We start from the raw sequence: 12,664 nt of genomic DNA, 5'->3' as shown, positions 1-12,664 counted from the left end.
TCCCGGAGAGCCTAGCCTTTCCCAAAATGTGGAACCAGGTTGCCCTGGTTCCACATTTTCAGAATCTGCCGGTAACGGGTTCATTGAACGGGCATCCGGTAACAAAGGCCGCGAGATCACCGAGAAGATGCGCCCCCAACGCAATGCGTCACGGCAGCAGGGATCGTGCCGTCGGCGTCAGCCGCAACACCTCGTTCTGCCGCCACGTTCGCCGCTCCATCTCCGAAACGACCTCCGTGATCCAGGTCTCGGAGTGCGCAAGTTCGGCAAGATGCGTCTCGTAGGCAGCCAGACTGGGGAAAGCGGAGAACCAGACGAAGACGGTCTCCCCTTCGCGCACAGGCAGCCTGGGGAAAGTGTTCGGGCTCTGCTCGGTGACCAATGCTGCCAACACCGTAGCCGAGGTTTGCTCCAGATATGGCCTGACAACGGCTTCAAAGAACACGGCAAACGCGTCGTCCGTGCGTGGTGCGAGATAACAGATCGTCGCAACCACAAGACCGCGCCGTACATCCGCCGCGCCAGAGGCGGCGCGCGTGACGCCCGACCGCGCAAAGCCGGTATCGGGCGATGCGGGCCGCAGGAGCAGAACGTTGTCCGAATTGATCATCGTTCCGTTCGCCTGCTCGCGGTGAGCTGCCCACACCGGGCCCGTATAGAACGAGTTCAATGCCGCTGCGCGGGACGGCATGTCGCGAAAGCCTCGCAGCCATACAAAGCTGTCGGGATCATCAAGGTCGCGGAATTGTCCCATCACGCTCATTCCCTGCGCTTCCTGGGGTTCGATGAACTCGCGATCGAACAGGTCGATCAGCGTCTCCCTGGTGTTCGGCCGAAGCCGATACCGCCGCAGTTCAACGATCGCGTTGGTCGGATCGTCCGTAGCCGTCAGTGGTTCGCTCATTGTGAATACAGTCATGGCCACCTTTCCTCGGAACAGGACAATCGTCCTGTTTTGTAATACAGGACAGTTGTCCTGTTTTGTCAACCTGTTATAACCAGGAGGAAAGGAAGGACCCATGTCGGAACGACCTACCTCGTCGCATAGACGCATGAACGATCCCGAAGGACTAAGGCAGCGGCTTGTGGATGCTGCCTACGCTGCATTCTCGACCCGCGGCTACCATTCCAGTGCCCTCCACGACTTGAAGCGCGAGGCGGGCGTCACGGGTGGAGCGCTCGCCCATCATTTCCCCACCAAGAAGGCCCTTGGCCTCGCCGTTATTCAGGATCGGGTGGCGGAAGCCGTCGAGTTGACCTGGATCACGCCAGTCAATCTTGCGACGACGACGGCCGACGGTATCCAAGCGGTGTTCGCAGCCATCATTTCCGAACTGGAGCGGAAAGGGGCAGTGTCGGGCTGTCCGTTGAACAATCTCGCTCTTGAACTGTCGCGCGAGGACGAAGATTTCCAGGCCGCGATCGAGGCGATCTTCATGCGTTGGAGGTCAGCCATCGCCGACAAGCTAAGGGGCGACCTCCGGGCGGCCCCCGTTCACGATTTCGATTCTGAGGCCATGGCAACCCTGGTCGTAGCAACCTATTCCGGTGCGATGGCGATGGCGAAAGCATCCCAGTCCGTGGCTCCCCTGAAGATCTGCGCCGCGCAGCTAACGTCGATCATTCGAAATCAGACGTTGCTGGGGCGCGAACCTTAAGGACGAACAGACGCTGGTTCTCGCTTCCTTCAGATTTTTAAACAAAAAGAACCCCCTAAGTCCTTGCGGTGTAGGGGGTTCAGCAGAAACGTCACCTAAAATTCCACACGTCAGCTAAGGACCCTCCCGACGGGAGGGCCTTCTTGCTAACGCGCGGTCAACCGATGATCAGCCCTTGTATGTCTGCACTGCGCCCGGGAGCTTGCTCCACGCGGCATACCAGCTGTTGAACAGCTTGAACTGCGCTTCGACATAGCCGCGCTGGCTTTCCGACAGGGCGTCGGTCTCGTTGAAGTGCAGCGTGTATTCCTTGTCACCCTTCAGCACCATCATGTGCTTGAAGTAGAGAACCAGATCCGGGCCTTCGTCGAAGGAGGAAAGCACGGCGAGCGCCTGTTCCAGTTCCAGCGCGCGCAGGCGTGCATCGACGTCGCCTTCGGCGGCTGCCCGCGACAGGTTGCACATGTGGATGACTTCCTTCGGCAGCACGCAGCCGATGCCAGTGATGGCGCCGGTTGCGCCGCAGTTGACGAAGCCGTGGAACACAGCCGTGTCGACGCCGATCATCAGCGAGACGCCATCGTCACGGCTGGTGATGTTCTCGGCCGCATAGCGCATGTCGCGGCGCCGCCGAATTCCTTGAAGCCGACGAGGTTCGGATGTTCGGCGCGCAGCGCGAAGAACAGGTCGGCGCGGGTGGCAAAGCCGTAGTAGGGGCTGTTGTAAATCACCGCCGGCAGGTCCGGGGCAGCCGAGAGGATGGCCTTGAAGTGGTTCTTCTGGGCGGCAACGACCGAGCCGCGCGAAAGCACGCGGGGGATAACCATCAGGCCCTGGGCGCCGACCTTCTGGGCGTGGGCCGCATGGGCGACGGCAGAAGCGGTATTGACCGCGCCGGTGCCGACGATAACCGGAATGCCGGCCTTGACCAGGCGCTCCACGCCTTCCATGCGCTGCGCGTCGGTCAAAAGCGGCCAGTCACCCATCGAACCGCAGTAGACGACTGCGGACATGCCCTGGGCGATCAGTTCCTTGCCTTTGCGCACCAGCGCATCGAAGTTGGGGCTGCGGTCGTCGTTGCACGGGGTCATCAGCGCAGGAATGACGCCGGAGAAAATCTTGGCCTTCATCTCAAACTCCTCAATTGGTCTGTCGAATGGGCTGAGGCCAACGTCATCACCGACGCCGATCTCAGCCTTCGACGGTGACAATATCCTGTTGTATTTTATTTGTCGACAAGAAATCGACAGAAGATTACAGCGCGATATCCAACCGCTCGTCGCGGGTGAAAAGCCGCTTGATCTGAGTGACGATCTGCTCGGCATGCACCTTGGCCAGCTGGTCGGCCGCTTCGACGTTGCGGGCGGCGATCACGGTGATCATGTCCTCGTGCTCGTCGACGAAGCGTTGCGGCAGCTGGTCACCATAGGACTGGTAATAGAGCCGCAGCATCCGCCGGCCTTCGTCGAGGAGCCGGTTGAAGAGGCCGCTGAAATAGGCGTTGCGGCCGGCCTCGGCGATGGCCGAATGAAAGGCGGCGTTGGTGGCGATCATCGCCAGCGCATCCTGGGCCTGCACCGCGGCTGCGAATTCAGCCTGCCGGGCGCGGATGATCTGCAGATCCTCCGGGCGATGATGCTGCGCCGCGAGCCGGGTGGTGACGCGGTACATCAGCACGAGCGCATCGAAGAACGTGTGCATGTTGAGGAAATCGATGCTTGAAACCATCGTCGACCGGTTCGGCAGCGTATCGATCAGGCCCTCGCCGGCCAGCCGCACCAGCGCTTCGCGGATCGGCGTGCGCGACATCTTGAAGCGTTCGGCGAGTTGGACCTCGTCGATCGGGCTGCCCGGCGGCAGGACCAGATCGAGGATTTCGTCACGCAGAAGGTCGTAGACCATCTTTACGCCGGAGCCGCGCTTGCGTTCGAGTGTGGGGTTGGAATCGGTATCGGTCATCTTTAGAATCCTTTTGTCGACACGATAAATACTTCCCCATGTCCGTGGGATCAACTCTGCATAGGCATTGGTTCGAGATCGCGAGGTTTCCCGAGCGTTGGCGTCGTTCGGTACCGGTCCTCTATTTTCGCGCGACGGATGGGTGAGATTGGCAACTTTGCGCCGGCAGTAAACGCTCGCTTCGCGTTGCGGTTTCAAAACTGGCGGAGGAAATGAAGATGTGCGATATTCGTGCCCAAGACGACTGCCACCCTGCGGCAGTTAGTAAAGCGTGACTAGCTGTTGACGCTTCGATGGCCGGTATGTCTGTCGCCGCCCTATGGCGAATTTTCAGAGCAGCATTCACCCTACCCAACATTTTCCGCTGAGACGGCGCTATGCCGCGCAATTTCACAAGCTCATCGTCCCGAATAAATGAGGAGGAGCACCCCTATGCTGTGAGAAGGGCATCCCCCACTACAGCGCCGCGCGTCGTATTAGACACGCAAAGGTCGCTGTAACGCTTTGAATTGCTGCATGTTTTTATCCATAGATCGAATAGGATTTAAGAAAACACGCAGTAGGCCAAGTTAAACGGAGGGAATGAATTATGAGTGGCATGAGAAACCTTTATTTTGGTTTGCTGGCTTCCGTATTCGCGACCGCGCTGGCTGCGCCATCAGTTGCGCAGCAGCCGCAGCCAAAACCCAACATTCTTGTCATCATGGGAGATGATGTCGGCTGGTTCAATATCGGTGCCTATCACCGGGGAATAATGTCCGGGAAGACGCCCAGCCTCGACAAGCTGGCGGCAGAGGGCATGATGTTTACGGACTATTATGCCGAGGCAAGTTGCACTGCTGGACGGGCGAGTTTCATTACCGGTGAAATCCCGCTCCGAACGGGCCTGACGACGGTTGGCCAGGCGGGCGCAGACGTAGGAATGCCTGACAAGGCGGCAACCATAGCCGCCGCGCTGAAGACGGAGGGATACGCCACCGGCCAGTTCGGCAAGAACCATCTCGGCGATCTGAACAAGTTTCTGCCGACACTGCATGGGTTCGACGAGTTCTTCGGTTACCTCTATCACCTCGACGCGATGTCAGACCCCTATTGGTATTCGTTTCCGAACGAACAGTCGTACCGAGACAAGGTCGGGCCGCGCAATCTGGTCCACACCTTTGCTACCGATACGGACGACACATCCGAACAGCCGCGTTGGGGCAAGATCGGCAAGCAGAGGATCGTGGACGAGGGTCCCCTAGCGCCGTACCCTGACATGTCCAACGTTCCGAACATGCATGACATCATGCCCAAGGCCAAATACGACATGGGCTCCTTCGATGAAGTCCTGGTCAAGTCGTCGTGCGATTTCATGGACAAGGCAAAGACAGACGGCAAACCGTTCTTTGTCTGGCACAATACGACGCGAATGCACGTCTGGACTTTCCTGTCGCCAAAATACCAAGCGCTGATGAACAGCGACACCAACTATGGCCTCGAAGAAGCTGGCATGGCGCAGCTCGATGACAGCGTCGGCGCTCTCCTGAAATGCGTGCAAGATGCGGGTGAGACCGACAACACCATCGTCATTTTCACGACCGACAACGGCGCGGAGGTGTTTACCTGGCCCGACGGTGGCATGACCCCGTTCAAGGGCACCAAGGGTACGGTAATGGAGGGCGGGTTCCGCGCGCGGCCATTATCCGTTGGCCGGGCAAGGTTAAGGCGGGAACGGTCGAGAACGGCATATTTTCTGCCTTGGATTGGTTCCCAACGCTGGTCGCGGCGGCGGGCAACAGCGAGATTACTGACCAGTTGCTCAAGGGCGCGAAGCTGGGCGACAAGACCTACAAGAACCACCTTGATGGCTACAACCAACTCGACCTGTTGACGGGCAAAGGACCATCCGCACGGCATGAATTCTTCTACTTCGGCGGCCCTTCTCTGGGGGCAGTTCGCATCGATGACTTCAAGTATCAGTTCTTCCAGCAGCCTCAGGGTTGGCCCGGTGCGAAGGTAACAACGGACATGCCCACCATGGTCAATATCCGTCAGGACCCATTCGAGCGGACGCCGTCGATTGGCAGTCAAAGCCTCAATGACCTCGGTGGGGGCTACATGAACGACTTCTATGCTCGCGAGTTCTGGCGTTTCGTCAGTGTTCAGCAGGAAGTCGGCAAACTTGCGCTCACCGCGATTGACTATCCGCCAATGCAGGATCCGGCCTCCTTCAACCTGGATGCAGTGAAGAAACAGATCGATGCGGCGATCAAGAACAAGCCGGGGAACTAGTCGAACATGTCGAGACGAGGGTTGTTCGATTGACTGCCCTCATTCTCCCGGTCGGCCGAAATCAGCGGTGTGATATTCCAGCGGACATCCGCTGGAAACGACCGCTTTGCACCGGAAGTCGCGGTTGGGGGCGTTGCTCCATAAGACCGGAAAGAAGCGCGGCTGCCTGGGCCGCGCTAGAGGACATCGAGGATGTCGCGGGTCAAAGTGCCGGTATGTTAGCCTGCGAAAAACCCGCGAACGCCGCTGCCGGCAGCGGACCTGCGGTCATCAAGGTAAAATCGAACGGTGCGCGCACGTCCGGACCGAGCACATACTGGCGATGAACGCGCAGGAAGTTGCGCCTGATCCGCCTATAGCGGTCAGGCGACAGCATGTGCTTGACCTTGATATAGGCGATGGACGGCTGCCTTGCCTCAGGATGCCCCGACAGGGCGACGACACGCGTCTTGTAGAAATGGATCGCATCCGTCAGGCAATGGACCTCGAACCAGAAGATTTCCTTGGCGCGGGCAATTGCCCCGACGCGGGCCCGCAGGGCATGGGCCGGCGCCATCAGCGCGCATTGCAGGATCGCGCCGCCAAGTGTTACGAACACCACCCGTTTGCCTTCGATAACATCCGGCCGCCGCTCGATCAGCATGCCGATGACATGCGCGGCGACACTCGAACCCATGCTGTGCGAGCTGATAAGATACTCGTCGGCGTCCTCGCTGAACGCCTCGCAAGCGGCATCCACACAGCTTTCGAGCCAACGGTTGAAATCGGGCCGATCCAGTCGTGCCATGGCCACGGCCATTTCCCAGTCGGCAAACAGGTGCAGCGTATGGAACTTCGTGGCCAACGGCATCATGACCTGTCGCAGCAGGAGACCGGCCAGCGGTACGCTCCACAGCAGGTTCCAGCTCGAAAGGCTCAGCCAGTGGGGAATGAATGCAACGACTAGGGCCGCTGCCGTCATCAATCCGGCCAGCAGGAAGGGGAACAGGAAAAATAGGCCAAAGCGCCAGGCATGGCGAAAATAACCCCAAAGCCCACCGTTGAACGTTACGTTCAGCGCACTGGCAAATCCGCCGCCCAGCCGGCGTGTGAATGACTGGCGGCTCAAGGTATCGACGAGCACATCGTGATCGAAAACATGGATACGGCTTGAAGTCCGCCAGTCCGGTCCGGCACAGTCGACGTCGAAATGCGTCGCCGCGCCCGTGCTCACCAAGGGCCCGACATCGGACTTGAAGTCCCATACCTCGGCGCTCTGCCGCGCTGAACGGGCGTAACGCCGGCGGTGCGCCTCCGCGTCGAAGGGCTCAAAGCCCGGAAAATGCAGTACGACCCTCTTTTTCACACGGGACATGGGAGGCTTCTGTGATGATGGTTTCGACGGTCGCCGCCAAGCGACGCGGCGGCGATCCCGATTGGGTGACCGCTGGGCATCTGGCGACGTAAGGCGAGGGAGGGCAGGAGGCGGAATCAGCTTGAAATTGACCGGCACCGTATCGATGCGAACTGCGGCGCAATCGTGATCGATCGGGTGGCCAGCGTCGGGCTCGGTGAAATAAAATCAAGGCGACGGTTAGGATCGAGCGAGTTACCTTCAGTCGCTTGCTGCCGGGGATATTCGGACTTGGAAACCGGAAAGCAACTTGGCCTTGGCCGTGCAACGGTCTATCGAGGGGTGCCGTTCGGCCGGCCGGGGATTTCGGGGCTTTCTGCCAAAGACGGGCGGAAAATCCGGGTAGATCAATCCGGTCGGAGAACCCCGGGCTGCCGTTGAACTCGTTGCCGAGAAGAGTGAGCTTATGAACACCAATCCAGACACCGATTTTCCCGAACTCAATGCGATCGAAGCCCGTGTTCTTGGCTGCCTGATCGAGAAGAAGGAAACGACGCCTGACGTCTATCCGCTGACACTCAACTCCCTCCACTCCGCCGCCAACCAGAAGACGGCGCGCGACCCGGTGATGGCGTTGGAACAGGTGGACGTGCATCGTGCGCTCAATTCGCTCGCCCAGAAGGGGTTGGTCCGGCAGGCCTTTGCATCGCGCGTCGAGCGTTATGAACATCAGGCCGCCAACCGCTTTTCGCTGACCTCGCCGCAAATCGTCGTGCTCGGCCTGCTTTTGCTGCGCGGCCCGCAGACAGCCTACGAGCTCTGGTCTCGCAGCGAACGCATGGCGCGGTTCCAGTCGGTCGAGGATCTCAAGGATAACCTCGATCTGATGATCGGGCGTCGGCCTCCGCTGACCGTGCAGCTCAACCGCGGCGCCGGCCAGCGCGAAGACCGGTTTGCGCATCTTTTGTGTGGCGAGGTCGACCTGACGGTCGCCGCCGCGCCGAGCATGCCGTCCTTCACTACGTCAGGCCTGTCCGAGCTGGAACAGCGCGTGCAGACGCTGGAAGAGACTGTGGCGTTGCTCCAGGCTGAAATTGCCGCGCTCAAGGGCCACTGACGGTCGCTGCGAAAAGACAACCTTGATGCTTGTGAATTGGAGGCCGGCTGCCATGGCGACCGGCCTCATGTTTACTTTCCGGCCGACGCCGCAGCCGTCCTTGCGGTCTCCGCTTCGCCAATGGCGGCAGCGCATTCCTCGCAGCAGACTTCTACCGTCTTGCCGCCGAGCTTGACCTTGATGCTGTCCTGATCGAGTTCGCAGTCGCAGGCCGCGCAGGTTTTCTGGCTCATCGTCTTCGTCTCCTCTTGGTCGTGATTTCGACCATCAGAGAAGACCATCTGCATGGCAGCGCCGCTGTCAGATTCTTTAGCGATCGATGCGACCGTTGGCTGGTGGCAAGGCGGTACGTCAGGCGCACACGCCGCGGCCGTACGTGTCTTCCGTATCCTTGCCGGCGCCGCTATGTTTGGAGAAGGGCATGTTTTCTGCCCGCCCTGGGGGTGTTGAAACAGTGCGGCAGTTTCCCAAGCGCCCGTGTCGCGCGGCGAAAAATAGCCCCATAAAAGTTGATTGATTTTCGGCTGCAAGATCGCCAGAGTAGCGAGGTAGAGCACAGCTCGTCCGCTTCAAGTCAAAAATGAGCAAAGCCGCGAACGAGGTAGTATTTCGGTGCTCCGAAACTATATTGCTTGTCATTTGCAAGACGAAAACAAAAACAAAAAATGGGCCCCGGCATGTACAGCCGGGGCCATTTTTTTATGGGCTTGCGTCGGCAAGGGTCGATGATGCCGCTAAACGCGATCACGAAAAGTTGACTGTCCGCCGTATGGGTTCACGCCCCTCGATCACGCCGCGAACCTGCCTGCGATCGCGACGCAGCACATCGAGGCAATCATTGCCGAACCATTCCAGCGATGCGTCGTGCTGTCCGTCGCCCGCGATCTCCAGGAGAAAGTCGACATAGTCGACGGTGCCTTCGAACAACGGCGTCATTCCGTCGCGACGGCCGGCCGCGGCATAGACGTTTGCCGGTTCGAAGACCGAGAGGTCCGACCGGTCGCGGATGTTCTTCAGATGGTAATGGCGGATGTGCGGTATCATCTGGCGGTGCACGGCGATTGGATCGTCGCCGCCCTCCCAGACGTGGAGCGTATCGAAATTGATCGCGAAGGCGGGTTGGTCGACCTCCGCAATGAGACGCAATGTCGAGGCCGCAGTATCGGCCAGCGTCTTCGGATGTGTCTCCGCCAGCAGTTGAATGCCGTAGCTGGCAGTGATCGCGCATATCTCTCTCAGCCGCTCCACGATGCGCTGCCGCTCTTCGTGGGAGACGGAGAGACTGCCGCAATTGCCGGCGAAGGTACGGATTTTGCGGGTTCTCCAGCGGCGGGCGAGCCTGCAGAGCTCGACAGTCTTGTGCCGCAGCGTCTCCGTATCGCCGTCGAGCGGCAGATAGTCGCTGATCATCGGCACATTCAGCCCGAAAGTATCGAGCCAATCGGCATTGCGGTCGGGCTGCTGCGCCAGGTTGCGTGCATGCGCACCCCAGAGCTCGATCCCCTGAAAATCGTTGGATTGCGCCCAAGCGGCGATTTCGCCGAGGGAAATCAGATGATGGCGAAACGTGATCGTGCACAGCGATATGTTCATCGCGCAACCCTTTTCAGCATGGGCCTCTCCAGCATGGGAATGTCGGCGGCAATGTTCTGTTCACACCAGAGATCGAAGATCTCGGCGAGCTTGCCTTTCAGTTTCGTCTCGATCCGGTCGGCTTCTGCCAGCCGCTCGAACACCGGAGTGGCCAAGGCGCGGTCGCCGGTCTGGCTCAGCTTCATGCAATCGTAGTGCAGCGCCTTCAGCGCCTGGACGAGCGCCTCGATCTCTTCGCACCAGCCTTCGAACTCGGCCGCCGGCAGCTTCAGCGCCCGCCAGAAGAACGCAAAGCCATGCTCGTAGGCGTATTTGCGGATGGTGATGACGGGCAGTTCGCGCACGGCGTCCGTGAGGTCGGAGAGGTCGATGCCGCCGCGTCCGTCGATATGAGCCGTGACGATCATGCGAACGGTGTCGGCCAGCGGATTGCTGTCTCTGATAAAGCAGGCCTCGAAATAGGCCTTGAGGTCTTCGGCTGCCGGTGGCCGAGCCTCTGCATTGTCGAAGACATAGCCGCCGCCGACGGTCGGCTGCATCACCGCATGGATCACCTTGTCCCGCGCGATCTCGCCTTCCCAACGGTAGTCGGGATCATGCACGAACCACGTATCGGGGTCGGCGGTTTCCTGCAGCATGAGGTAGTGCGGGAAGGGGTTCTGGTTGAACTTGTTCTCGCGCTCCGGCAGGTGGAACATGTCGAGCATGACCATGACGGAGCCGGTATCTGCGCGCCGTTTGACGAGGTCGAGCATCACGGTGAGATTTTCGCTCTTGCTGATGTCAGGGTCGTACCACTCGTAAACGGTGACGCCGTATAGCCGCTGAAACCAGCTGCGGAAGAATTCCTGGCTGATCTCGGGTGCATGATAGAGAAGCTGGAAGCGGTCGCTGAGCCCAAATTTCGCGTCCCAGACACCGAAATAGAACGGTCGGTGATCCAGGCCCTTTCGCTTCAGCCCGTCGCAGACGCAACTGACGAAGCAGTGCACCTTGATGTCGTAATAGGCCTCGCCATGCACGCCTTCGTCTGTCGTACCGCCGGTTAATGGAAACGATGGGACGACCGTCTCGATCGACTTCGGCTCATAGAGCGCGGCGAGATCGGCGACCGTCTGGACATCCTGGCGGGCGATCGCCTCTTCCGGAACACTCAGCCCGTATTCCAGCTCCAAATTGAGAAAGATCTGCAGGATCAGGACGGAATCGAGATAGAGGTCCTCGTTGAGGCGAGCTTCCGGGCCAAAGCCGTCGAGATGCGGATGCATCATGTGTTCGCTGAGGACTTTGTGGATTGCTTCCAGGGTTTTGTTGCTGGTCATGACGCGGCTCCCGCGATCGACTTGGTGAACTCGCCGGCGGCGTGGCGGGCGGCAACCTCGCGGCGGCTGATCTTGCCGTTGGCCTGGCGCGGGATGGTGTCGACCTGGCGGATGTCCATCGGTAGCTGATGGCTGGCGAGGTGCAGGCTGCACCATTCGCGGATCGCCTGCGGCGCGATGGTTTGACTGGCGCTGAACAGCAGCGCGACACGCTCCCCGGCAAAGCGGTCGCCCATGCGGAAGGCTACGGCGTCGCTGACTTCAGCCATCGCCATTGCCGCGTCCTCGACATCCCGGGGATAGACGTTGAGACCGGAGACATTGATCATGTCGTCCATGCGCGACACGAAGACCAGCATGCCGTCATCGCGGCGATAGCCGAGATCGCGGGTGTGGATGGCAATGCCGTCGTCCTTGGTCACGACGATTTCGTCGGCATTTTCGGCGTTGCTGCCGGTTTGCGGCAGAAGATGCGGCAGCACGAACCCCATGTCGCCGGCGTTGGTGACATCCGGATTGATGGCGATGCATCCGGCTTCGGAGCAGCCATATTGCTGGAACATATGCCGGCTCCTGGCCCTGATCTGCGCAAACCAGGGATCCGGCAGCAGCGTGCCCGAAGTCATCGTCGCATGGATCTGCTCGCCCTCGGGCAGCAGCCGGGCAAGCGTGTGCAGGATGGCCGGCGACGAATAGAGCAGCGGCCGCTCGATCTCGCGAAGAACCTTCATGAGATATTTCGGATTGGCGGTGTTGACGATAACCGGCGTCTGGCCGCGCTTGAGCGCCACCAGGATGCCGCAGATCAGGCCATAGGAATGGGTCGTCGGGCAGGCGATGACCGGGGTCATGTCCTCCGGCGCGCGGAAGATGCCAATATAGCTTTCGATCTCGGCGTCGATATCCTCCCAGCTACGCGCCACGCATTTTGGTGCACCTGTCGTGCCCGAGCTCATCTGGAGAAGCGTTCCGACCGGCAAGGCGTTCTGCGACCGTTCCAGTACCTCCGCCGTCGGGCTGTTGTAGAACAGTCGGTCGCAGCCCGCGCCGATCGCAAGCTTGCGCGCGGCGGCATAGGGCGTGCCCGGATGGATCGGCAACACGCTGGCGCCGGCCTTGCGGATGGCGAAGAATAGCGCCAGCCAGTCGATGGTTTCGGCAAAGCGGACCGCGTAGCGTCCGTCGTCGCGGTCCTTCAGGCCGATCTGCCCGGCCAGGCGTGCGGATGTTTCGTCGAAATAGGCGCGATCATAGAGCCTGTCGTCGATACGGATCATGGCTTTCTCCAATGAAAGAACACAAGGGGCAAAACGCCTTGAACTGGCGGCTTTTCCTTGGGTTCGGTTTCGTTCTGACCGGCTTTTTGCCGATCGGCTCAATGTTCTTCCTTCCGCTGGACAGGGCCGTC

At 60.0% G+C, this 12,664-nt stretch carries 9 protein-coding genes and 2 pseudogenes; 3 read left to right on the top strand and 8 right to left on the bottom strand.

Going from position 1 to position 12,664, the window contains the following annotated elements; all coding sequences use genetic code 11:
• Window positions 1-148 precede the first annotated feature (148 nt).
• Window positions 149-919 (bottom strand): NIPSNAP family protein, encoded by a 771-nt coding sequence (locus tag BKP54_RS31245; RefSeq protein ID WP_225906519.1) that lies wholly within the window; start codon window positions 917-919, stop codon window positions 149-151.
• 100 nt (window positions 920-1,019) lie between these two features.
• On the opposite strand from BKP54_RS31245, the gene BKP54_RS31240 reads away from it, so the two are divergent.
• Window positions 1,020-1,658 carry a TetR/AcrR family transcriptional regulator gene (locus tag BKP54_RS31240; RefSeq protein ID WP_057210033.1) on the top strand — a complete coding sequence of 213 codons (639 nt, stop codon included), beginning with the start codon at window positions 1,020-1,022 and terminating at the stop codon, window positions 1,656-1,658.
• Between the two features lie 168 nt (window positions 1,659-1,826).
• Here BKP54_RS31240 and BKP54_RS31235 read toward each other — a convergent pair.
• Window positions 1,827-2,788: pseudogene (locus BKP54_RS31235) on the bottom strand (dihydrodipicolinate synthase family protein).
• Window positions 2,789-2,912: 124 nt separating this feature from the next.
• Window positions 2,913-3,617: a GntR family transcriptional regulator gene (locus tag BKP54_RS31230; RefSeq protein WP_057210029.1), complete on the bottom strand. Its 705-nt coding sequence runs from the start codon at window positions 3,615-3,617 to the stop codon at window positions 2,913-2,915.
• 589 nt (window positions 3,618-4,206) lie between these two features.
• Here BKP54_RS31230 and BKP54_RS31225 point away from each other — a divergent pair.
• Window positions 4,207-5,891, top strand: a pseudogene (locus BKP54_RS31225) (arylsulfatase).
• 202 nt (window positions 5,892-6,093) lie between these two features.
• Here BKP54_RS31225 and BKP54_RS31220 read toward each other — a convergent pair.
• The gene (locus tag BKP54_RS31220; RefSeq protein ID WP_057225542.1) at window positions 6,094-7,245 is read right to left on the bottom strand and encodes a hypothetical protein; all 1,152 of its coding nucleotides are present in this window, start codon (window positions 7,243-7,245) and stop codon (window positions 6,094-6,096) included.
• A 445-nt stretch (window positions 7,246-7,690) separates the two neighbouring features.
• On the opposite strand from BKP54_RS31220, the gene BKP54_RS31215 reads away from it, so the two are divergent.
• Window positions 7,691-8,341: a DUF480 domain-containing protein gene (locus BKP54_RS31215; RefSeq protein ID WP_057225544.1), complete on the top strand. Its 651-nt coding sequence runs from the start codon at window positions 7,691-7,693 to the stop codon at window positions 8,339-8,341.
• Window positions 8,342-8,412: 71 nt separating this feature from the next.
• Here the strand turns inward: BKP54_RS31215 and BKP54_RS36175 are convergent, their stop codons facing one another.
• The 4 genes from BKP54_RS36175 to BKP54_RS31195 form a co-directional block, all read right to left on the bottom strand.
• Window positions 8,413-8,574: a hypothetical protein gene (locus BKP54_RS36175; protein WP_192433255.1), complete on the bottom strand. Its 162-nt coding sequence runs from the start codon at window positions 8,572-8,574 to the stop codon at window positions 8,413-8,415.
• Window positions 8,575-9,085: 511 nt separating this feature from the next.
• On the bottom strand, window positions 9,086-9,934 hold the full coding sequence (locus tag BKP54_RS31205) for a sugar phosphate isomerase/epimerase family protein (protein ID WP_084815418.1): 849 nt from the start codon (window positions 9,932-9,934) through the stop codon (window positions 9,086-9,088).
• Window positions 9,931-11,256: a DUF6005 family protein gene (locus BKP54_RS31200; protein ID WP_057225548.1), complete on the bottom strand. Its 1,326-nt coding sequence runs from the start codon at window positions 11,254-11,256 to the stop codon at window positions 9,931-9,933. Before BKP54_RS31200 ends, BKP54_RS31205 begins: the two co-directional genes overlap by 4 nt.
• Window positions 11,253-12,533 carry an AMP-binding protein gene (locus tag BKP54_RS31195; protein ID WP_084815417.1) on the bottom strand — a complete coding sequence of 427 codons (1,281 nt, stop codon included), beginning with the start codon at window positions 12,531-12,533 and terminating at the stop codon, window positions 11,253-11,255. The genes BKP54_RS31200 and BKP54_RS31195 overlap by 4 nt, the downstream gene beginning before the upstream one ends.
• Window positions 12,534-12,664: the final 131 nt, after the last annotated feature.

Origin of the sequence: Ensifer sp. 1H6 (assembly GCF_001976035.1) — a bacterium.
GTDB lineage: Bacteria > Pseudomonadota > Alphaproteobacteria > Rhizobiales > Rhizobiaceae > Ensifer > Ensifer canadensis.
Note: the sequence above shows the minus strand (reverse complement) of the source record. Positions and strands in the feature narration are given on the sequence as shown.

What these genes read in the sequence shown, in the direction of transcription:
- BKP54_RS31245 (WP_225906519.1), bottom strand. Translation starts at nt 919, where the DNA reads ATGACTGTATTCACAATGAGCGAACCACTGACGGCTACGGACGATCCG.
- BKP54_RS31240 (WP_057210033.1), top strand. Translation starts at nt 1,020, where the DNA reads ATGTCGGAACGACCTACCTCGTCGCATAGACGCATGAACGATCCCGAA.
- BKP54_RS31230 (WP_057210029.1), bottom strand. Translation starts at nt 3,617, where the DNA reads ATGACCGATACCGATTCCAACCCCACACTCGAACGCAAGCGCGGCTCC.
- BKP54_RS31220 (WP_057225542.1), bottom strand. Translation starts at nt 7,245, where the DNA reads ATGTCCCGTGTGAAAAAGAGGGTCGTACTGCATTTTCCGGGCTTTGAG.
- BKP54_RS31215 (WP_057225544.1), top strand. Translation starts at nt 7,691, where the DNA reads ATGAACACCAATCCAGACACCGATTTTCCCGAACTCAATGCGATCGAA.
- BKP54_RS36175 (WP_192433255.1), bottom strand. Translation starts at nt 8,574, where the DNA reads ATGAGCCAGAAAACCTGCGCGGCCTGCGACTGCGAACTCGATCAGGAC.
- BKP54_RS31205 (WP_084815418.1), bottom strand. Translation starts at nt 9,934, where the DNA reads ATGAACATATCGCTGTGCACGATCACGTTTCGCCATCATCTGATTTCC.
- BKP54_RS31200 (WP_057225548.1), bottom strand. Translation starts at nt 11,256, where the DNA reads ATGACCAGCAACAAAACCCTGGAAGCAATCCACAAAGTCCTCAGCGAA.
- BKP54_RS31195 (WP_084815417.1), bottom strand. Translation starts at nt 12,533, where the DNA reads ATGATCCGTATCGACGACAGGCTCTATGATCGCGCCTATTTCGACGAA.